This is a genomic window from Halobacillus halophilus (assembly GCF_020171985.1).
In the GTDB taxonomy this organism is placed as follows: Bacteria; Bacillota; Bacilli; order Bacillales; family Halobacillaceae; genus Halobacillus; species Halobacillus halophilus_A.
Map to the genome: position 1 here is coordinate 128,643 of NZ_JAIVAL010000012.1, position 21,152 is coordinate 149,794.

Consider the following 21,152-nt stretch of genomic DNA (forward strand, 5'->3'; position numbering starts at 1 on the left):
TTTGAAACTTCATACACTTTTTACATTACAAAAAAAAAGCGGGTTGAATAAAATATAATTAATCAATATTTAAATATTCAGAAAAAGTGGAGGGGTTCAAATGGTGCTTCCTTTTGACATTCTTGAGTATCACCAGCGATTACAAGAGACAAAAAAGAGTATGGAAGCGAAAGGAATCGAAGTCCTGCTAATATCCAATCCGGCAAATATGAATTACCTATCCGGGTATGACGCTTGGTCCTTTTATGTACATCAGATGCTTGTGATTATCATTGATGAACCACAGCCTTTATGGATTGGACGTTACCAGGACGCAAATGGGGCCCGGGTTACGACTTGGATTTATGATGAAAATGTAATTGCTTATCCGGATTATTATGTACACTCTGAAGTTTATCACCCAATGGATTTCATCTCTGAAATTTTAACCCAAATTGGTCATGGAAATCGAAGAGTTGGTGTTGAGATGGATCAATACTACTTTACCGGTATGGCGCTTGAGAGATTGAAAAAAGGAATGCCGGACGCCGTTTTTCAAGATGCTACTCTGCTGGTTAACCGGGTAAGAATGATTAAATCAGACCAGGAAATTGAATATATGAAAAAAGCAGCGAAGATCGCAGATTTGGCCATGCGAAAAGGGGTTGAAAGTATCAGCCCGGGAGTGCGTGAATGTGATACAGCTGCTGAAATTTATTATCAAATGGTCAAAGGAACACCAGAATTCGGGGGAGAGTATCCAGCAATTGTGCCTCTACTTCCGACCGGTGATCGCACCTCAATTCCACACTTAACGTGGAGCGACCGTCCTTTTGTAGAAGGGAATGCCGTCATTATTGAACTGGCGGGTTGCTACAAGCGTTATCATGTACCACTCGCAAGAACCGTAACGGTTGGACAGCCGAATGAAAAGCTTCAAGTGGTAGCACCGGTCGTCCTTGAAGGGATCCAGGAGGTACTTTACGCAGCTAAACCGGGCGTAACCTGCGGAGAACTTGAGGAAGTCTGGAGAAAGACAATTAAGAAGCATGGTTTCGAGAAAGAGGCACGGCTCGGCTATTCCGTTGGGCTGAATTATCCGCCGGATTGGGGAGAGCATACCGCAAGTATTCGAAAAGGGGATTCTACAGTTTTACAACCTAATATGACTTTTCACCTTATACCGGCCTTATGGTTTGATACGGATGGAATTGAAATCAGTGAAACATTCCGGATCACGGAAGAAGGTTCTGAACGGTTTACCACTTATCCCCAAGAATTAATTATAAGGGATCATATGGACCTTAGCGGACAAATCAGCTAGGAGGTGACGATCATCCAATTATTTCAACGTAGTGAAATTAATCATGTAGTTCATTTAGATAAGAAGGTAGTCGATTTGGTGGAAGAAGGTTTTAATGCCCTAAGTGAAAACAAAGTGCAAATGCCTCCCATCATGCGAATTGATGTCCCCGAACATAACGGAGAAGTCGATATTAAATCCGCTTATATTAGAGGGTATGATAGTTTCGCTATCAAGCTTTCTTCTGGATTTTTTAATAATCCTCAAATCGGACTGCCAAGCGCGAACGGCCTGATGATTCTCCTGAGTGCGGAAACAGGCAGACCAATGTCGATTCTTGCAGATCAGGGTCTGTTGACCGACTTACGTACCGCTGCTGCGGGTGCAGTAGCTGCCCGTCATCTCAGTCGGCAGGATAGTCGAACAGCTGGAATTATAGGGACCGGCGCTCAAGCGAGACTACAGTTGGAAGCTCTTTCGCTTGTTCGTCCCATAGAGAGGGTGCTGGTTTACGGTAGAGATAGTAAGAAGGCTGAAGCCTATAAAGAAGACATCGAAGAACGATTAAGCCTGCCGGTAGAGGTGTGCGCTCACCCGAAGGAAGTCGCAGAGAATAGCGATATAGTGGTAACGACCACCCCGTCCTCTGAACCTCTTGTAAAAGGGGAGTGGTTAAAACCAGGTGTTCATATTACTGCTATGGGCTCTGATGCCGAACATAAACAGGAACTCGAAACGTCGGTGTTAGAACGGGCGGATCAGTTAGTTTGTGATGTGAAAGCGCAGTCTGTGCGGCTGGGAGAACTAAGGAATGGTCAACAGGAAACGGTGAGCAGGGCTATTGAGCTCGGAGAAATAACAAGCGGACGCAAGCCAGGAAGGCAGTCAGCCGATGAAGTTACGGTTTGCGATCTTACAGGGACGGGTGTGCAAGATACGGTTATAGCCCGTCACGTCTATTCATTACTTGTACCTCAGGAGGAGATTATAAATGGAAAAAGCTAAATTCAGTACAAAATCGATTTGGGCCGGAGAAAAAGAACAGTTGGCTTTTGGAGCTACACAGGTACCGGTCGTTCATAGTGTATCTTTTGGTTATGACGACATGGATGAATGGTATGAAGTAGCGATTGGAAATAAACCGGGTCATATTTATGGCCGGAATACCAATCCAACGGTGCAGGCATTTGAAGAAAAAATTCGTATTCTCGAAGGTGCAGATGCTTCTACCAGTTTTTCAACGGGGATGGCTGCAATTAGTAATACTCTGAGTACTTTACTGTTCCCCGGAGACCGCGTGGTATCGATTAAAGATACGTATGGCGGCACCAATAAGATTTTCACCGAATTTCTTCCGAGACAGCAAGTAGAAGTGATTTTGTGTGATACAGGAGATCATGAAGCCATCGAAAGGGAAGTGGCCAGAGGATGTAAAGTACTTTATCTCGAAAGCCCGACCAACCCGACCGTTAAAATTACAGATATTAAAAGAATGGCTGCAGCTGGTAAAGCCGTAGGGGCTACTGTCATTGTAGATAATACTTTTGCTACACCAGTAAATCAGAATCCTTTGGAGCTTGGAGCTGACCTTGTGATCCATAGTGCCACGAAATTTCTGGGTGGTCATGCTGACGCACTTGGCGGGGCTGTATGCGGCGATCGAGCTCTTGTGGAAGCTATTTATCATTATCGTGAGATTAACGGTGCAACAATGGATCCAATGGCGGCATACCTGATTCTGCGCGGTATGAAAACGCTTAAACTTCGAGTCGATCAGCAAAATAAAAACGCAGCAAGTATCGCGGAATACCTGAAAACGTTTGATATGGTCGAAGGGGTATTTTATCCAGGTCTTGAGGACCACCCTCACCATGATATAGCGAAAGAGCAAATGACTGGTTTTGGAGGTATGCTGAGTTTTGCAGTTCGCGGGGGAGTGGATACCGTAAGACAACTCCTACCTAAACTAAAATATGCGAACCGGGCGGCTAACTTAGGGTCTGTCGAAACAGTAGTCGGACCTTCAAGAACCACCAGCCACGTTGAATGTACTCCGGCTGAAAGACTAGCTATGGGGATTCCGGAGGGACTCATTCGTTATTCCGCTGGCATAGAGGATATTGATGACTTAAAACAGGATCTTGCTCAAGCCTTTAAAGCTATTGAAGCTTATGTCAAAAGCTGAGGAAGTGTAGCTTGTGAGAACCAAAAACGCGGACTTAGTCAAACGCTCTCAAGAACTTCATTCTTCTTTAGTCAAATGGAGAAGAGATTTTCATCAACATCCAGAACTAAGTTTTCAAGAACAACGCACAAGCAGAAAAGTGGAAGAAATCCTGCGCGAAGCAGGGATTGAGGATATTGAAACAAACGTAGGCGGCTACGGGCTCATTGCAACGATAAGCAATGGCCCGGGGGCTGTGATTGGAGTGCGGGCTGATATGGATGCCCTTCCTATTGAAGAAGAAACAGGTTTCACCTGGGCTTCTAGAAATCCTGGGGTTATGCATGCCTGTGGTCACGACGCTCATACAGCCATTCTGCTTGGTGTAGCTCACCTGCTTATCGAAGATGCGAAGGCCAATCGATTTCAGGGGACGGTTAAGCTTGTCTTCCAACCAGCTGAAGAGAAATGTGATGAACAAGGTGAAACCGGGGCTGTCAAAATGCTGAGCTCCAATAAACTGGAAGAACTCGATTCGATACTGGCCCTTCATATGTGTCCTTGGAGAAAACGTGGAGAGGTGCAAATCCACGATGGACCGAGTATGGCAAATAATGATGAGTTCCATATTACGATTAAAGGAGACGGTGGTCATGCCGGCTACCCTCATCAAACCGTCGATCCCGTGTGGATCAGTACATTTGTACTGCAGAATTTGTACAGTTTAAACGGGCGTAAAGTGGATCCTTTGGACGTGGGGACGATTAGTATTGGAAAAATTCAAGCAGGAGAAGCAAACAATATTATTCCACATGAAGTAGAGATCCGAGGCACGATGCGTTCGTACTCTAATGAGGTTCGGTATATGCTTATTCACGAAATAAATAGGATCCCTTCTCTCGTGGCATCCCTGGGCGGAGAGTGTGATCTAGTGGTTCAAAAAGGAGAGCCCGCGCTCTATAACGCTCCTGAAATTAATGCGGTTTTCAGAAAAGCAGCTTATCCAATGACGATATATAATGAACCTTTTGGGATGGGCAGTGAAGATTTTAGTCATTATACCCAAAAGATTCCCGGTGCTATGTTTTTTTTAGGGTGTGCAACAGAAAAGGTGACCAATCTCCATCAATCTGATTTCAATATAGACGAAGCTGCTATGTGTGATGGAGTCAGTGTACTTACGGAAAGTACGTATGAATTACTAAAGCAGGGAGGCATTCGATGACCATGAAAATAGCTTTTATTGGTTTTGGAGGAGTCGGTCAGTCGCTGGCTAAAATTATAAAAGAACGCCAGGAGAACCTTAAAGCAGAACACGGTCTTGATTTTTCAGTCGTAGCTGTAGCCGATATGCGGCTCGGAGCTGTTTATCATCCAGAAGGGCTGAACTTGGATCTATTACTTGAAGGTATAACTGAACATGCCACAGTCGAAACCTACCCGGAGGATCATCAGACGGTTAAAGGGTGGAGCAGTCTGGAAACCATTAGGCACTCCAATGCTGACGTTATTGTTGAAGTAACGTTTACCGATGTTAAAACAGGAGAGCCTGCCATCTCCCATTGCCGGACAGCATTTGCCCATGGAAAGAGTGTAGTAACGACCAATAAGGGTCCGGTCGCACTTGCTTACGAAGAACTGGTCCAACTGGCCGAAGATCAGGGTGTGTTCTTTGGGTTCGAAGGGACTGTGATGAGTGGAACACCAGCTTTAAGGATGCCTGAAACAACTCTTGCGGGCAATCAGATTACTGAAATTAAAGGCATATTAAATGGAACAACAAACTATATGATAACGGAAATGGAAAGAGGGCTTTCTTACAAGGAGGCACTGGAAAAAGCTCAAAAACTAGGCTACGCCGAAGCTGATCCCACCAGTGATGTGGAAGGTTATGATGCGCGGTATAAAGTATCGATTTTATCCAGTCATGTAATGAGATCCCCTATCCCCCCACATGAAGTAGAGTGTGAAGGAATCAGTGGACTTAACTTGGAAAAAATAAAAGACGCATGGAAAGACGGAGAAAAGTATAGGTTAATTGCTCGTGTAGAAAAAAGTAGTGGACGCGTGAAGGCAAGTGTTAAACCGGAAAGAATCCCTATGGATGATCCGTTAGCTGGAGTAACAGGGGCTACAAATGCGATTGTCTATGAATGCGATTTAGCCGGATCGATTATGCTTACTGGAGCGGGTGCTGGTCTTACGGAAACAGGTTACTCATTATTGATTGATTTAATTCACTATCATAAGCAGCGTACACCAACGAAAATATAAGGAGGGCAGCGTGCCATGCAGACAAAAGTGAAAGCGATGAAAATGTTACTTGGCGGGGAATGGGTTGATGCCGATCAGACATTTGAAGTTCTTAATCCCCAGAATAACAGACTTATTGCCTATGTTCCTGCTGCTTCTAAAGAGGATATGCTTGCTGCCATTGAAATAGCAGATCGCACTTACAAATCTGTTGATCCATGGCCTGTGCACGAACGAATCAGTGTATTAACTAAAGCGGCTGACTATATGGAAACCCACGCAGAAGAATATGCTCAAATTCTCTCATCAGAAGGAAGCAAAACCATTACCGAAGCCCGTGGGGAAGTAAAAAGAGCTACTCAGACGATTCGGATTAGTGCAGAAGAAGCACGAAGAATTAAGGGAGAAACGATTAATTTTGACCAAAATGAAGGAAGTGAACATCGGACCGGTTACTACTACCGTTTTCCAGTAGGGGTCGTCGGTGCAATCACGCCGTTTAACGATCCGTTAAATCTGGTAGCTCATAAAATCGGTCCTGCGATAGCAGCTGGGAACGCAATTGTCTTAAAGCCTGCCTCGGTAACACCTTTAAGTGCGCTGAAATTAGCGGAAGCTTTAGTAGAAGCAGGTCTCCCAAAAGGTATGCTTTCCGTTATTACAGGATCCGGTAAGCAGATAGGAGATCCTCTTGTTACGCATCCAGCTGTAAAAATGATTTCTTTTACAGGAGGCGGTGATGCAGGAGAACGAATTTCCAGCTTGGCGGGGACAAAAAAAGTGAGCATGGAATTAGGATCGAATTCTCCGGTCATCGTTTTAAAGGATGCAGATCTTGAAGATGCGGTTTCATCTTGTGTATCAGGAGCTTTTTCAGCGGCCGGCCAAAATTGTATAGGGGTTCAGCGGATTTACGTAGAAGACGAAATCTATCCGAATTTTGTAAAGGATTTTGTGAATGTAACTCGTGATTTAAGAGTGGGCGATAAAACGGATGAGCATACAGATGTAGGTCCTATGATTGAAGAGAAAGAAGCCATTCGCGTGGAGACGTGGGTGGAAGAAGCTGTTCAGGAAGGGGCGAAAATAGAAGCGGGAGGTAAAAGGGACGGGGCCTATTATTATCCCACCGTGTTAACGGATGTTTCTGATAACGCTCGAATTGCTCAAGAAGAAATATTCGGACCGGTCGTCATCATCCAGCCGGTGAAGAATCTGCAGGAAGGGATTGAAAAGTCCAACAATGTCAACTATGGACTTCAGGCAGGTGTTTTCACGAATAACCTTCAACACGCTTTTTATGCGATCAAACATATGGACGTTGGCGGTTTAATGATTAATGACAGCAGTGACTATCGTATTGATGAAATGCCATTTGGAGGCACCAAGGGATCTGGAATCGGAAGAGAAGGAGTCCGATTCGCGATCGAATCCATGACAGAACAGAAGGTCGTATGCTTCCGCTTACAATCAAATATTTAACAGGGTTATTATGACCTGTTTTCGTGCCGCTATGTTTCTACATAGCGGTTTTTTTAGTGGAAATTGGAATGCTTGTCTCAGGATAAAAACCATCTAAGTGAGAATAGTAAGCGTAAGAAATCCTGAGGAGGATAAAAGATGAAAAAAGGTTTAATTGTATTGTTTACAGCCTTCATTATGTCTTTTGTGCTTACAGCTTGTAACACAAATGAAGCCGCTAGAGAACAACAACGAAATAACTTTAATGAAGTAAGTTTTGGGCCTGAAGATCAAGGAATTCAGCAGAAGGGTCAAAATGCAGTGGATCCAGGTGCCGCACCAGGACAAAACAGGTTCGACCCTAACATACACTTTGAAGGATTAAATCCAAATGGACCAAACGGAATGATGGATGCACCAGACATGAATAACGAAGAAAACAAAGCTGAACCTGACAGAGATCAGGGGAATGCAAAGGATGAACGTTTTGGGCAGGTAAATGGAGCTCTTCAGGAAGAAGTAGTGAAGTTAACCAACCAGGCGAGAGAGAAAAACGGTCTAAAGCCACTGAAAATCGATGGACAAGTAGCAAAGGTTGCTCAGAAAAAATCAGAGGATATGTCGGCTAATGACTACTTCTCTCATACATCTCCAACCTACGGAACACCATTCGATATGCTGAAAGAATTCGGAGTGGATTATCGTACAGCAGCGGAAAATATCGCTGCCGGTCAAGAAACGGCTGATCAAGTTGTAAAAGGCTGGTTGAATAGCCCAGGACACCGTAAAAATATTATGAACAAGAATTTAACCCATATTGGAATTGGATATGACCAGGACGGAAATTACTGGACGCAAATGTTTATCGGGAAAAAATAATAAAGCAAGACGTCACGGTTCGTCCGGCGTCCTGCTTTTTACATAATAGGTGAAAGGACAGGGCATATGATGAAAAAAGTAATGGTATTCATGTTTATTATCTTCAGTTTGCTGCCCCTGTCCAATGTTTATTCCAAGCAAGAAGAACGGGTAGTAGCGATAGGTGATTCTATTCCGTTTGGGTATAATTTGTCAAAAGATAACCACATGCCACCTAGTAAAGCTTTTCCTTATCTTATTGGGAAAGAAACAGGTTTGGAAGTCACTAATCTGAGCGTGCCAGGTTTAACATCCGGGGAACTGTTAAGGGCTGTTCATTCCAATGATATGTTCAGACAATCTATACAGGGAGCGGACTATGTCATTCTTTATATTGGGGGGAACGATCTTCTTAACTTAGTGAAAAAGAATAAAGGATTGGACGGTATTCGGATTGATGAAGCTGCTCCTGTGATCAGAGATCTCATATATAACGTATATTCTACAATCGTTCTAATTGATCATCTCACAGATGGCCAGATTCTTGTGTATAACATTTACAATCCTTATCCCTCTGCGGGAGACCAGCTTAATACACCATTAGCTTACATTAACCAACAGTATGCTGCTCTAATTAAGCTTCTCAGTCACTTTACTTCAGTGAGTCTGCTGAATGCCAATAAAGCTTTTAAAGGGCACCCGGAATATATTATTAAAGGAGATGTCCATCCCACTGAAAAGGGACAACGGGTTCTCGCTAAGCTGGCTCTTAAGCAGATGAATAAATAAACGGCTACACGGATAACCCTATCCTCTTGTATACTAGTAAATAATTCAAAAGAGGAGGGTTTTCAATGATCCGTTTCGGAGTTATTGGAACAAATACTATTACGGAAAAGTTTCTGAAGGCCGGGGGACAGCATAATCGTTTTGAAGTAACGGCCGTGTACTCCAGGACCGAAGAGAGAGCACGGGAGTTTGCTTCTGAGCATGGAGCGACACATTCGTACCATTCACTTGAAAGCTTTGCTTCAAGTACAGAAGTCGATGCCGTATACATAGCAAGCCCTAATTCTTTTCATGCAGAACATGCCATTACCTGCATGAAACAAGGAAAACATGTACTTTGCGAGAAACCTATGGCTTCGAACCAGCAAGAGGTAGCGAAAATGATTAAAGTGGCTCAGGAAGAAGGGATAGTTTTAATGGAAGCTGTTAAATCTACGCTTATGCCAGGATTTAAAGCTCTGCAGGATCACTTGCCCAAAATTGGACGAGTCCGCCGCTATTTTGGTAATTATGGTAAGTATTCTTCTCGTTATGATGCCTATAAAGAAGGAACAGTGTTAAATGCATTTAATCCAGAGTTCTCGAATGGCTCTCATATGGACTTAGGGATTTATGGGGTTTATCCTATGGTGGTACTTTTTGGGGCTCCTCTTTCCATCAAAGCAAATGGAGTCAAGCTTGCCTCGGGAGTAGATGGTCAAGGAAGTATAATTGCCAGTTATGATGGGCTGGAAGCGGTGATCACTCATTCGAAAATCACTAATACCTATGCATCATCTGAAATTCAAGGGGAAAAAGGGGTAATCGTTATTCCAGATATATCTGAACCTGAAGATCTTCTTATTCGATACAATGACGGCACAACAGAGACATTGCCGGGGAGAGCTGATAAGGATCCCATGTTTTATGAGATCGAAGAATTCATTCATCTCGTCGAACAAGGTAAACAGCAATCCAGAATCAATTCCTTCGAACATTCTCTAATCGCGGCTGACGTGTTGGGCGAATCCAGAAAGCAAATGGGCCTCTCATTTAAAGCAGACGACTATTAATGTTATACATTATTGTGGATATCTACTTATTGCACTAAAGGGCCGATTAGTTGAAGACTCAGTTTCGAGATATATTTGGTCCGTTGCTAAGAAAGAGAGAAGGATGGCTACGGAAACAACTCGCTTTCCTGCGGGGGAACTGGCAAGCCTCCTCGCTCGTTTCACTTCCTGTGGGGTCTCGCCTAGCTCCTTCTCCCGCGGGAGTCTCGCTGTTTCCTCCGCCACCCCAACAATATCTGGTGAACGGACCCTTCTATAGGCGATGGAGAGGTCTTGGATCTGCCGCAAATGCTTCTATAAAGGGAATTATCCACCCATGTACGCTTATTTTTAATAGTTATTCTTCACCATAAACCGGTGCGTTTCGAATAAGATTTCGAGCTCCATATATCGCAAGGTCCGGAGGGGGAGGATGTAGACTCCTGTGGGTTGAAAATGACAGGGGAGACCCCGGATGGCGAAGCCTGAGGAGGCTTACCACATATAGGAAGTTCGACTAAGATCGCCACGTCCTGTGGCAACGTCGAACGACCCTGCGTCGTGCAGGGCCGGAAAGCGAAATCGTCCCCCGAAGGACTGTCCTCTCAACCTAAATATCTCGAAACTGAGTCTTCAACAAACGAGAGCTTATCTTTCAAATTAGCGTAAAGAATAATCTGAGCGAATTATATTTAAATTGAAATTCAACAACATAGCTTCCCCGTTTCATACCCATACTAATACTATAAAAAATGGGTAAGGAGCGGAATTATGAATATACAGTCAGGAACCTATTATTGGCCGGACACCTTTAGCGATAAACCAACTTATCCAGCTCTAGAAGAAGACATTACTTGTGATGTACTGATCGTAGGAGGGGGCAGTTCAGGAGCTCAATGTGCCTATTATTTCGCCGATCAGGGGATGGATGTTGTCGTTATTGAAAGTGAAGAAATCGGACTTGGGAGCACAAGTTCGAATACATGCTTACTTCAATCATCGGGAGAGAAATTATTTACGGATCTCGTTCATGTTTTTGGAGATGACTATGTAACAAGACACTTGCAGTTATGCCAGGAAGCAATTGATGAAATAGAGAAAGCTTGCAGTCTAATTAATTTTGATGCTGAATTCAAACGAAGGGATACTCTTTATTATGTAAGTAAGGATGTTGACTTGCTTCCTTTGCAGCGAGAGTGCGAGTGGCTTCAGGGACGAGGCACACCGGCTAGATGGGTAACAGAAGAATGGATCAGCCAGCATTATTCCTTTACCAAGCAAGGAGGTATTTTCTCTAAAAATGATGGAGAAATGAATCCTTTTATCTTCACTCATGGACTTTTACACTATGCATCCACTAAAGGCGTAAGAGTTTTTGAACATACAAAGAGGACGGGAGAACATTATGAGGAAGAACTACCTGTCATCACCACAAACCGTGGTCCTCAAATTCGTGCTAAACAAGTGATCTACGCTGCAGGCTATCACGATATGGACATAAAAAAAGAAAAGAAAGCACGTTTTGTAAGTACGTACACGCTAACGACCAATCCCGTAGACCATTTTAGCGGCTGGTATGACCGCACGTTGATTTGGGAGACTGCCCGGCCGTATGTATTTATCAGGACGACGAAAGATAACCGCGTTATTATCGGAGGACTCGATGAAGAAACAGAGCACCCGGAAGAACGGGATGGAAAGCTTGTGCATAAGAGAAAGAAGCTTATGGAAGAGTTAAATAAACTTTTTCCACAGATCAACACGAGCCCGGCTTATTATTCAGCTGCTTTTTATGGTGGTATGGTAGATGGTCTTCCAGTGATCGGAGAGTATAAAGAGTATCCAAACAGCTTCTTCTTGTTAGGATACGGTGATAACGGTACGGTTTACAGTATGCTCCTTGCTAAAATTCTAAGGGACTGGATCGTGGAGGAGAAGAAAGATGATTATCAGCTCTATCAAACAACTCGCCCGTTAAAGAAAAAGAAACTCTATAAATAATAAGATCAGCTTCCTGACCGGGTCAGGAAGCTGATTTTTTGGATAGGCAAAATTAACAAAGTTCATCCTGAGTTTTCTTATTAATAAGACGAGCCATCTCTTTTTTAGATGTTGACATCCGCTTGTGCTCAAGTCCCCATTCGTTCATGCTGGCTAAAAATGAAGCTGTTGTTTTACCGTAGGGGGTGATGCGGTATTCTACTTTGGGGGGGACCATTTCATAGTCTATACGTTCGATTAATCCATCGTCTGTAAGTTTTCTTAGTTCACGGGATAGAATGCGAGAAGAAATTTCACCATCGATCTCTCGTCTTAACTGGTTAAATCTCATGGGATTTTCGTGAAGGAGCTTCCATAAAATGAGTCCTTTCCATTTACCGCAGACAATCTCCAGGGTGATCTCAATACCTGTTTCAGTTTCTTTCACCCTTTTCACCTCGTCTCAAATTATTTTCGTGGTTATTCTGTTCACGTGCTTTATGATATCCGGCTATGATCCCCTGGGCATAGACCTTATTCAGCACATTCATGGTATGGGGGACAAATTGATCTTTATCGATCTCTGAAATCCGGTCAAGCAAGTCTATAAGCTCAAGCAGCTCATCCGTAACTGGGAATATTGGCTTAACATTATTCCTCACTCATTCACCTACTCTTTCCTCCGAGACACTGGTACTGTAATTTTATTTTGTTTTTCGTTAGACGACAAGTACTTACAATTTTGTTACTATTCTATTCTGGCTATGCTTTCATAAACGAGTGACAAACAAAGTACAATTGAAGAGTTGCGGCATAATCATTCTTCTAAAAGAAAACGTGGTAAGGTGAGTTAGATAGTGGGCTGTCTTTCATTACTCCTGTATAATAGTAAACAATTTATTACATAATCGGAGGCTCCTTTATGCGCAAGATTCTTTCCTATGCCAAAAATTATAAAGCCCCAGCATTGATAGCTTTAGCTCTTATGGGGATTGAGCTTGTTGTGGAATTAGTTCAGCCTTTACTAATGGCACAAATTATCGATGAAGGAATTCTTAAGGAAGATTTCTCGATCGTTTCTGGGTGGGGAGGGCTGCTATTAGGTCTTTCCTTATTAGCTTTCGCAGCCGGAATTACAAATTCTTTTTTTGCAGCTAAGCTCAGCCAGGGTGTAGGCTATGATTTACGACGAGATCTCTTTACGAAAGTCCAGCATTTTACAAATGAAAACTTTCAATCTTTTTCCACTCCTGGATTAATTACTAGAATGACTAACGACGTCACTCAAATTCAGAACTTTCTTTTTATGTTTGTTCGAATAGCGCTAAGAGCCCCGCTGTTTATTGTTTTTGCCGTGATCATGGCATTCAGTATTCATGCAGGACTAGCCCTTCTAATTGTCGTTGCCGTCCCAGTATTTCTCCTGTTTCTCTTCTGGGTTTTATTCAAAGGAGTGAAACTTTTTAAGTTTGTTCAAAATAAGTTGGATCGTGTCAATACAGTGATTCGTGAAAACCTAACTGGCATCCGCCTTATTAAAGGGTTTAACCGTGGTGATCATGAAGAAACCCGATTTAAAGAAGTGAATGATTCTTTAGTTGATAAAAACAAACGGGCGCTCTGGCTGATGGAAACCACCATGCCGGTCGTGATGTTGGGGATGAATATTACGATTCTTCTCATCATCTGGCTGGGGGCAGAAAATATCCGAGCAGGAAATGTGCAGGCAGGGGAACTGGTTGCCCTGATTAATTATGCTACCCGAATTATGTTTACTTTTTCCATTTTCACCTTCCTTATTATGGTTTTTTCCCGAGGAAATGCTTCTGCTCACAGGTTAGGTGAAGTGCTGGAAGAAAGCACACCTTCCTACCTGGCTGAAACGAACGGCAAAAAACTTGAGTTAAAAGGGAGTCTCTTATTTGACCAGGTCTCCTATAGCCAAGGTGGTGAAGAAGTTCTCCATCAGATGAGCTTCCGTGTAAGATCCGGGGAAACCGTAGGGATACTGGGCGAGACAGGTTCAGGTAAGAGTTCCTTATTAAGACTTATACCCCGATTATATGAAAAACAATCAGGGCAACTCTATTTAGATGATAATGAAATAAGCGAACTGGATGTGAAGCACCTTAGATCGCAGATTAGTTTGGTCCCTCAGGACATTCATCTGTTTTCAGGGAGTATCCGTGATAACATTCTTTGGGGAAAAGAAGATGCTGATATGGAAGAAGTCATCGAGGCGGCACAGAAAGCACAAATTCATTCTTTCATTCTGACTCTTTCAGAGGGATATGATACCATGCTTGGTCAAAAAGGGCTGAGCCTGTCCGGGGGCCAAAAACAACGCTTATCTATCGCCAGAGCCCTAATTCGTAAACCAGCGATCTTAATTCTGGATGACAGCACAAGCGCGCTTGATGCCCATACAGAGACCGAGTTGCTTCGTGCCCTTGAAAAAGAGGCCTGCACCGTGTTCATGGTGGCTCAGAAAATCAGTTCTTTAAAGCAAGCCCAAAAGATCCTTCTTCTGGAGGATGGGCATTTAATCGCCGATGGTACTCATGAAACGCTTCTCGCACGCAGTCCTTACTACCGTGAAGTTTACATGTCCCAGCAAGAGGAGGCGGAATAATGGCAGAAAAATCAGGGCGTCCTCCCATAAGACGCCATCAAGGCATCGGTACAGCACCGCCGAAGGTTGATGATATTCGTTCCACTTTAAAAAGGATCTGGCATTACATGGAAGATAAGAAAAAGCGTTTTTATACCGTTCTTGCCGTCATTCTCTTAAGTTCTTCCTTATCTCTTCTCGGTCCGTATTTGCTCGGAGTCACGGTAGATTTAGCGATCGCTGAACCAAGTTCAAGTGACGTGATCATCATGCTTGGATGGCTGCTGCTTATTTACGCTTTCCATTCATTGTTTTTATGGCTTCAGAATTATTGGATGATTGGTATAGCGCAGGACACCGTGTACTCGATGCGTAATCACTTGTTTTCTCATTTGCAGCGGCTTCCCGTAATCTTTTTTCAGCAGCGTCAGCAGGGAGAATTAATGAGTCGCTTAACCAATGATATGGAAAACGTGAGCCGTACTTTAAATACAGCCGTGGTCCAATTTTTTACGAGTGTCCTTACGATTATAGGGACAGTGGTTATTATGGTCTGGTTAAGTCCCATGCTGACTCTTATGACCTTAACGATCGTTCCTGTTATGTACTTTGGTATGAAATGGATCACGAAGCGGACAGGGGAGTTTTTTAAGAAACAGCAAAAGGATCTTGGCGACGTTAACGGGTACGTCGAGGAAATGTTTTCAGGGCAGAATATTATTTCAATGTTTTCTAGAGAAGAAAGAGTGATCAAGGATTTTGAATCGAAAAACGCTGCCTTAAAGCATTCAGGTTACTGGGCGCAAGTTTACACAGGATTTATTCCCAAACTGATGAATATGCTTAACAACGCGAGCTTTGCTATTATCGTCGGAGCGGGCGGTCTGCTCGCTTTAAACGGCTTTATTTCTATTGGAATTATCGTTACGTTCACCACTTACTCTCGTCAATTTACAAGACCTTTAAATGACCTTGCTAATCAGTTCAACATGATTCTTTCAGCTGTTGCAGGAGCTGAACGGGTTTTCCAGATTATAGATGAATCAGAAGAGAAATCGGATGAAGAACATGCAGAAGCGGTCGGGACTCTAATGGGGGATGTTGAATTCAAAGCTGTGGATTTTTCATATGAAGATGAGCAGCAGACTTTAGCCAATATTTCATTTCAGGCCGAACGTGGCCAGACAGTAGCTCTGGTAGGCCCAACAGGTGCTGGAAAAACAACGATCATATCTTTGCTCTCCCGTTTTTATGACCCTGATCGGGGCGAAATTTTAATAGATGGAAAAAATATAAAATCTATTACACGAGATAGTTTGAGGAATCAGATGGGAGTTGTATTACAGGATGCCACTATGTTCCATACCACCATTCGGGAGAATATTCGATATGGATGGCTGGAAGCTTCGGATGAAGAGGTAGAGGCTGCAGCCAAGGCAGCCCATGCTCACGATTTTATTACAAGGCTGCCAAAAGGATATGATACTTGGCTTGATTCGGATGGAGGAGGAGTTAGTCACGGACAGCGTCAATTGTTATCTATTGCTCGAGCGATGATCGCGTCCCCAGCTTTATTAATATTAGATGAAGCGACGAGTAGCATTGATACTGTGACAGAAATGAAAATAAATGATGCTTTATCCAGACTGATGAAGGGGCGTACAAGCTTTGTCATTGCTCACCGTCTTAATACAATTCGTTCAGCTGACTTAATTATTGTCCTGGAAGAAGGAAAAATTGTGGAGAAGGGCAGTCACCAAGAGCTGGTCGGGCAAAAGGGCTTCTATGCTGACCTGGTTAAAACCCAGCAGGCAGGAAGTCGGGATACCAGTCTGTAGAGTTGGAACGTTTACACCCCTAAAGTTGTCCTTCCATATTCTAATATGGAAGGGGGGTGAAGATATGGCTCATGAAAAAAGAGCTTATCCACTTTGGACCGAACTTCCATATGCAGGGGCAGACCATTCCCCTACGATTGCAGGAGGGGTGGAACCAGATGCCGGAAAGTGGAAGACGTACTTTATTCAGCATAGCCGGCGCCACGGCTTCAAGAAATTAGATGGGCGCCCGATCCGTTTAGCGATTAAAGACCCGGATACCATTGACTGGTACGCTCAATTAAAAGTCGTACAGCGTACAGTCGCTAATTTATCCGAACGAGAAAAAACTATTGCCGAGTATTGGGGTACTGGTCCAGCTTCCAAACAATGGATCCCCATTGTAGATCGGCTAGTTGACACATATGGGATAGAGGCGCCGAGAGCAGCCCGAATTTTAAGTGCGCTGTTCGGCGGTATGAATGATGCTTTTGTCGTAGCCTGGACATTGAAATACAAATGGCTGGTGCCAAGACCTAACCAATTGGATCAACACTTGGCAACTTACATTTGTACACCTATGCATCCTTCTTATCCTTCAGGTCATGCTACAATTTCAGGAGCGGCTGAGGTCATTCTAAGTTACTTCTTTCCTGCAGAACGTCAGAAACTTCATTATCTTGCTGAAGAAAATGCTCAATCCAGGTTATACGCAGGTGTTCATTATCCTGTAGATAATTCTGAAGGACTTCGATTAGGAAGGCAAATTGGCAGGATTGTGGTTGAAGAGCTTAAGAAAGATAATGTGGATGGATTGCCGGTTGACCGCTCTTCACGCGAATACAGAAACGCAGACATCATTCCTCGAACATATGAGCAGGCTATCCCATTTGACTTTGATGAAAAATGTGATTCCCTCTTACTTCGAGAAGATGAATCGAATGGACATTCGTCTACCTATGATTGGATCGATCCTAAATTATTTATTTAAAAAAGAGATGTATAAAAGAAAAGAGCAGCCTCTTTTGCTGCTCTTTTTCCATTTGCGGGGTAGAGGAGCCATGGAGATGGTAAACTAGACAATAGCACAAGAAATAAGGAGGAAGTCATGTGGCTCGAAGAAAGAATAATGCACCAAAAAATAGCTTTACCGTAGAGAAGTCTGATGAGCTGTTACCTTTTTTGCTAAGAATGCTCCCCGAAACAGGGCGGAATTCAGTAAAGTCTGTTCTTAAGCGAGGACAAGTTCTGGTAGAGGATGAAGTTCAAACCAGGCATGACCATAAATTACAGCCAGGGCAGAAGATCACAATCGTAAAAAATAAAACCTTTAAACGGAAAACGGCATTAACAGGACTATCGATTTTACACGAAGATGAAGACTTGATTGTCATTGATAAGAGTGCGGGGCTATTATCGATAGGTTCCCCGAAAGAAAAGCAGGAGACCGCCCATCGTCAGCTGATGAATTATGTGAAAAGTAAAAATCCCAACCATCGAATTTTTGTTGTACATCGTTTGGACCGTGATACATCAGGAGTCATGTTGTTCGCTAAAAACGAAGAAGCCAAATTAAAACTCCAGCAATCATGGAAGAAAATGGTTAAAGAGCGTAAGTATGCGGCATTAGTGGAAGGCTCGCCTAAGCAGCCCGAAGGCACTGTCGAATCGTATGTAAAAGAAAGTAAAACCCTGAAAATGTTTACGACTAAAAATCCTAAGGGAGCTCAGCACGCGATCACACATTATAAAAAAGTGCAGGGGAATACTAATTTAACTTTACTTGAGGTCCAACTGGAGACCGGCAGGAAAAATCAAATTCGTGTGCATATGCAGGAAATAGGGCATCCAATTGCCGGTGATAAAAAATATGGAGCACGCACAAATCCAATTAAAAGGTTAGGTCTTCACGCCCATGTTCTTGCTTTTCAACACCCTGGTAACAAGAAAGTAATGCGGTTTGAATCCCCCATTCCTAAACCCTTTCTATCCAGTTCAAGATAATGGCTCTGTTATAGTTTATGACGATTTTTCATAAGAATCTTATTACGCAATAGGGCCGATTAGTTGAAGAATCAGTTTTGAGATATATTTGGTCCGTTTCTAAGAAAGAGAGAAGGATGGCTACGGAAACAACTCCTCTTGTTCCATCACCCAGACACTCGAGACATAAGCCGCTCATCAACGGATTGAAAAACCGCCATCCTTTTGATGGTCGGCTTATGCCGGTCGTGTCTTTCGGGGGGATTCCACATTTGAACACTTTCCTGCGTCGTGCAGGGCCGGAAAGCGTAATCGTCCCCCGAAGGACCTTCTTCATAACCCAATAACTCGAAATCGAGTCTTCAAGTAATGGGAGCTTTACTTTAAACTAGTATGGATATTTAACAGATTTACAGAAATAAGGAACAGGTATTTATTGAATAAAGAAGGCAAGTTTCCTAAGGCTGTTTGCATATAAATAAGTAAACAAGCCTTAGGAGGGATTAAATGGGTGCATTAATTTTATCAGCTAAGAAGGTAGCTGTGATCGCAGCGGCTGTTCTGGTAGCCTTTTCTGCCTATTTTATAGGCAGCTATTTTTGGCAGGGTGCTATTGCGACTTCATCCCAGCCAGTAAATGGAGAGCCCCGTGTCATTAATCTTGTAACAGGGGAGTTTAAAGCTGAAACAGCTGATGGAAAAGAAATTGAAGCGTATCGCTGGGACCCAGGTACGATTTTTGTAGAAAAAGGAGAACCAATTAAATTAAGCATATACGGTGTAAACGGCAAAGAGCATCCATTCTTTATTGAAGATACCGAAATAAAAGGTGTGGTTCAGCAGGGTAAAGAAACAATTGTAGATTTGAAATTTGATAAAGAAGGAGTCTACCGCTTAATTTGCACGACGCACTCGGACATTAACTCGAATGGACCAATGATTGCCTATATTGTGGTCGATTAGAATGAAAAAGCAAAAGGGACAAGTTTAGTCTCCTTTTGCTTTTTCATTTATTTACTTTTCTTAAGTATTGCAGGCATTTTTCAATTGTACTAGTTGTCAGATCAATAAGAGAATGACTATCGGCAGGGGCAGTAGCCTCTTCTTCAACAAAAACGGTATGTATATGAGGGTAGGACTGTTTAATTGGCTCTAATAAGAAGGTTAAAGCACTTATCTCATTAAATGAACCTATAATGACCACTTCTTCAATCGAATGATCAACTAGATAGTTTAAGACTTCCTCACTTGGGCGACCACGTATGGACTCATCTAAAGGAATATTATGTATCCGAAATCCAATAGATGAAAGCAGAGAGTAAAGTATATGATGCTTAAGCATCCACTTCTTTTTTCCAGAGTCGATTAATAGAACATTCCCTATAGTTGCAGTAACAGCAGATGTGTACTCGAAGCGCTTATAATCGATAATGTGTTTCAAAGTAGTGATAGCTGTGAAATTATCCATCCATCCTTCTGAGTTTTTTACATGATATAGTTCCTTCATTGCTGGTTCAAATAGATGAGTGAAAACTTTCTCGATTGAATATTTATCTTCCAGTTCACTTAAGTACTGCAACGCCAGTTTTTCGTCCTTATTCCTTAAACTTTGAATAAATTGCATCCATAGGAAGAGTTCTTTAGCATATTGATCATTATTCCATTCAACGATTCTCTCGATGTAAATGGATTTGTTGATAGGAAGAAGGAATTCCTCTTTATTTTGCACAATGGTTACCATACTTAGAGTTGGTAATTCTTCAATGACCTTAGTTACTTTAGCCAGCTCTCCTGTACTTAATTGGACCAGGGAAGTTTCAGGATATATTTTAAGAGTATCTACAAATTCAAAAAGAATTGATGGATTATAGAGGTGCTGTTCATTTAAGAGAATGGATAGAGCCTTTGACGCAGGAAAGGCTTTTCGATAAGAACGGTCCAACGTAAGGGCAGAGTAAATGTCTATTATGGTTAATATGTGAAGTTCCGTAGAGAATTGGTTTGATTCGGCTTCTGTTTGATCAGGGTAACCTGAACCATCTGATTTTTCGTGGTGGGATCTTGCTAGGCTCGCCGTAGTCTTCTTATAGCCTTGGGCAAGCAGTGTGCTTTCTCCTTCGATGGTATGACGTTGAATCATTTCGTATTCAAAGGAGGTAAGCTTCGTTGTCTTTGATATAATTTCACGAGGAATACTTATTTTACCTATATCATGCAGAAGGCAGGCTGTAGCGAAACTCTCTATATCGTCAACGTCTAATTTTTTTCCTAATAGATACCCCAGAATGAACACATCTACAGAATGAGAAAAACTATATTCGTCATGCTCCAAAAGATCGGATAGAAGCTTCTTGTTCATAGGTTCCGTAAGTAAACGTATGAAAAGGCTACGAACTTCATGAAGGGTATCTGTTGGCTTTAATAGTTCTCCATAGCGCATTTCATTGACGATTTTAGTAATAACCGTATTAAATAAAGTGGTGAGGTATTGGATTTCACGTTCTCCTTTAGAATGAGGAGTGTCCATGTGGTTGGTAGACTCTGGCTCTGAATGACTCTCTTCGGGTAGACTTGGAGAAATAGCTACTTCTTGAATGTCCCACTTCCTTAGTTTTTGTATATGTCTGCTGTTTAAAAGCGTTCCTTTAGAGAGGACGAGTCGCTCGTTCTTAAAAACATCTTGTTGAAGCAGATGATCTGGTTGAAGGTTGGTTGTTTTTACGGTGAATGGCATAAGCAGACTCCTCGTTATGAAAATGGTTAGTCATATTTTCCTATTAAGGATTATATTATGGTATACAATTAATCATTTCAACGAAATTACTATTTAAAAATAAGAAAAAAACACATTCACAAATCAAATAGGTGGTGGGTGGACTGTAATTAAGAAGATTTTTCTACTACTGAATGAAATTTTTGAATA

18 protein-coding genes are annotated in these 21,152 nt (G+C 42.6%); 15 read left to right on the top strand and 3 right to left on the bottom strand.

The genetic code is table 11. The features are described 5' to 3' along the window. Nucleotides 1-100: 100 nt before the first annotated feature. From LCM11_RS16625 to LCM11_RS16670, 10 genes are all read left to right on the top strand, one after another. Nucleotides 101-1,303: a M24 family metallopeptidase gene (locus tag LCM11_RS16625; protein ID WP_224895412.1), complete on the top strand. Its 1,203-nt coding sequence runs from the start codon at nt 101-103 to the stop codon at nt 1,301-1,303. Nucleotides 1,304-1,306: 3 nt separating this feature from the next. Continuing rightward, nucleotides 1,307-2,287 carry a cyclodeaminase gene (locus LCM11_RS16630; RefSeq protein ID WP_224895413.1) on the top strand — a complete coding sequence of 327 codons (981 nt, stop codon included), beginning with the start codon at nt 1,307-1,309 and terminating at the stop codon, nt 2,285-2,287. Beyond that, nucleotides 2,274-3,467 carry a cystathionine gamma-synthase family protein gene (locus LCM11_RS16635; protein WP_224895414.1) on the top strand — a complete coding sequence of 398 codons (1,194 nt, stop codon included), beginning with the start codon at nt 2,274-2,276 and terminating at the stop codon, nt 3,465-3,467. Before LCM11_RS16630 ends, LCM11_RS16635 begins: the two co-directional genes overlap by 14 nt. A gap of 13 nt (nt 3,468-3,480) precedes the next feature. After that, nucleotides 3,481-4,671, top strand: a complete 1,191-nt coding sequence (locus tag LCM11_RS16640) for a M20 metallopeptidase family protein (protein WP_224895415.1) — start codon at nt 3,481-3,483, stop codon at nt 4,669-4,671. Then, entirely contained in the window at nt 4,668-5,720 is a 1,053-nt protein-coding gene (locus LCM11_RS16645; RefSeq protein WP_224895416.1) for a homoserine dehydrogenase, read from the top strand. Before LCM11_RS16640 ends, LCM11_RS16645 begins: the two co-directional genes overlap by 4 nt. 15 nt (nt 5,721-5,735) lie before the next feature. Next, a complete protein-coding gene (locus LCM11_RS16650) occupies nt 5,736-7,181 on the top strand; it encodes an aldehyde dehydrogenase family protein (protein WP_224895417.1) in 1,446 nt (481 codons plus the stop codon). 138 nt (nt 7,182-7,319) lie between these two features. Next, nucleotides 7,320-8,039 carry a CAP domain-containing protein gene (locus tag LCM11_RS16655; protein WP_224895418.1) on the top strand — a complete coding sequence of 240 codons (720 nt, stop codon included), beginning with the start codon at nt 7,320-7,322 and terminating at the stop codon, nt 8,037-8,039. 69 nt (nt 8,040-8,108) lie between these two features. Further along, nucleotides 8,109-8,807, top strand: coding sequence for an SGNH/GDSL hydrolase family protein (locus tag LCM11_RS16660; RefSeq protein ID WP_224895419.1), 699 nt, complete (start codon nt 8,109-8,111; stop codon nt 8,805-8,807). 65 nt (nt 8,808-8,872) lie between these two features. Continuing rightward, on the top strand, nt 8,873-9,859 hold the full coding sequence (locus LCM11_RS16665) for a Gfo/Idh/MocA family protein (RefSeq protein ID WP_224895420.1): 987 nt from the start codon (nt 8,873-8,875) through the stop codon (nt 9,857-9,859). 750 nt (nt 9,860-10,609) lie between these two features. Further along, complete coding sequence (locus LCM11_RS16670) at nt 10,610-11,839, top strand: NAD(P)/FAD-dependent oxidoreductase (RefSeq protein WP_224895421.1); 1,230 nt, start codon at nt 10,610-10,612, stop codon at nt 11,837-11,839. Nucleotides 11,840-11,891: 52 nt separating this feature from the next. On the opposite strand, the gene LCM11_RS16675 is transcribed toward LCM11_RS16670, so the two are convergent. After that, the gene (locus LCM11_RS16675) at nt 11,892-12,266 is read right to left on the bottom strand and encodes a winged helix-turn-helix transcriptional regulator (RefSeq protein ID WP_224895422.1); all 375 of its coding nucleotides are present in this window, start codon (nt 12,264-12,266) and stop codon (nt 11,892-11,894) included. Further along, nucleotides 12,253-12,480, bottom strand: a complete 228-nt coding sequence (locus tag LCM11_RS16680) for a hypothetical protein (RefSeq protein ID WP_224895423.1) — start codon at nt 12,478-12,480, stop codon at nt 12,253-12,255. Before LCM11_RS16680 ends, LCM11_RS16675 begins: the two co-directional genes overlap by 14 nt. 260 nt (nt 12,481-12,740) lie before the next feature. Here LCM11_RS16680 and LCM11_RS16685 point away from each other — a divergent pair, with 260 nt between their 5' ends. The 5 genes from LCM11_RS16685 to LCM11_RS16705 all read left to right on the top strand — a co-directional run bounded on the left by LCM11_RS16685 (nt 12,741) and on the right by LCM11_RS16705 (nt 19,192). Beyond that, nucleotides 12,741-14,450 (top strand): ABC transporter ATP-binding protein, encoded by a 1,710-nt coding sequence (locus LCM11_RS16685; protein ID WP_224895424.1) that lies wholly within the window; start codon nt 12,741-12,743, stop codon nt 14,448-14,450. Next, nucleotides 14,450-16,267 carry an ABC transporter ATP-binding protein gene (locus LCM11_RS16690; protein ID WP_224895425.1) on the top strand — a complete coding sequence of 606 codons (1,818 nt, stop codon included), beginning with the start codon at nt 14,450-14,452 and terminating at the stop codon, nt 16,265-16,267. Before LCM11_RS16685 ends, LCM11_RS16690 begins: the two co-directional genes overlap by 1 nt. Nucleotides 16,268-16,331: 64 nt before the next feature. Next, the gene (locus tag LCM11_RS16695) at nt 16,332-17,237 is read left to right on the top strand and encodes a vanadium-dependent haloperoxidase (RefSeq protein ID WP_224895426.1); all 906 of its coding nucleotides are present in this window, start codon (nt 16,332-16,334) and stop codon (nt 17,235-17,237) included. 119 nt (nt 17,238-17,356) lie between these two features. Next, nucleotides 17,357-18,250, top strand: coding sequence for an RluA family pseudouridine synthase (locus LCM11_RS16700; RefSeq protein WP_224895427.1), 894 nt, complete (start codon nt 17,357-17,359; stop codon nt 18,248-18,250). Nucleotides 18,251-18,736: 486 nt separating this feature from the next. Beyond that, nucleotides 18,737-19,192 carry a cupredoxin domain-containing protein gene (locus LCM11_RS16705; RefSeq protein ID WP_224895428.1) on the top strand — a complete coding sequence of 152 codons (456 nt, stop codon included), beginning with the start codon at nt 18,737-18,739 and terminating at the stop codon, nt 19,190-19,192. A 43-nt stretch (nt 19,193-19,235) separates the two neighbouring features. On the opposite strand, the gene LCM11_RS16710 is transcribed toward LCM11_RS16705, so the two are convergent. Next, nucleotides 19,236-20,963, bottom strand: coding sequence for an HD-GYP domain-containing protein (locus LCM11_RS16710; protein WP_224895429.1), 1,728 nt, complete (start codon nt 20,961-20,963; stop codon nt 19,236-19,238). Between the last annotated feature and the right edge of the window lie 189 nt (nt 20,964-21,152).

What these genes read in the sequence shown, in the direction of transcription:
- LCM11_RS16660 (WP_224895419.1), top strand. Translation starts at nt 8,109, where the DNA reads ATGAAAAAAGTAATGGTATTCATGTTTATTATCTTCAGTTTGCTGCCC.
- LCM11_RS16645 (WP_224895416.1), top strand. Translation starts at nt 4,668, where the DNA reads ATGACCATGAAAATAGCTTTTATTGGTTTTGGAGGAGTCGGTCAGTCG.
- LCM11_RS16670 (WP_224895421.1), top strand. Translation starts at nt 10,610, where the DNA reads ATGAATATACAGTCAGGAACCTATTATTGGCCGGACACCTTTAGCGAT.
- LCM11_RS16665 (WP_224895420.1), top strand. Translation starts at nt 8,873, where the DNA reads ATGATCCGTTTCGGAGTTATTGGAACAAATACTATTACGGAAAAGTTT.
- LCM11_RS16710 (WP_224895429.1), bottom strand. Translation starts at nt 20,963, where the DNA reads ATGCCATTCACCGTAAAAACAACCAACCTTCAACCAGATCATCTGCTT.
- LCM11_RS16625 (WP_224895412.1), top strand. Translation starts at nt 101, where the DNA reads ATGGTGCTTCCTTTTGACATTCTTGAGTATCACCAGCGATTACAAGAG.
- LCM11_RS16655 (WP_224895418.1), top strand. Translation starts at nt 7,320, where the DNA reads ATGAAAAAAGGTTTAATTGTATTGTTTACAGCCTTCATTATGTCTTTT.
- LCM11_RS16685 (WP_224895424.1), top strand. Translation starts at nt 12,741, where the DNA reads ATGCGCAAGATTCTTTCCTATGCCAAAAATTATAAAGCCCCAGCATTG.
- LCM11_RS16705 (WP_224895428.1), top strand. Translation starts at nt 18,737, where the DNA reads ATGGGTGCATTAATTTTATCAGCTAAGAAGGTAGCTGTGATCGCAGCG.
- LCM11_RS16635 (WP_224895414.1), top strand. Translation starts at nt 2,274, where the DNA reads ATGGAAAAAGCTAAATTCAGTACAAAATCGATTTGGGCCGGAGAAAAA.
- LCM11_RS16650 (WP_224895417.1), top strand. Translation starts at nt 5,736, where the DNA reads ATGCAGACAAAAGTGAAAGCGATGAAAATGTTACTTGGCGGGGAATGG.
- LCM11_RS16690 (WP_224895425.1), top strand. Translation starts at nt 14,450, where the DNA reads ATGGCAGAAAAATCAGGGCGTCCTCCCATAAGACGCCATCAAGGCATC.
- LCM11_RS16695 (WP_224895426.1), top strand. Translation starts at nt 16,332, where the DNA reads ATGGCTCATGAAAAAAGAGCTTATCCACTTTGGACCGAACTTCCATAT.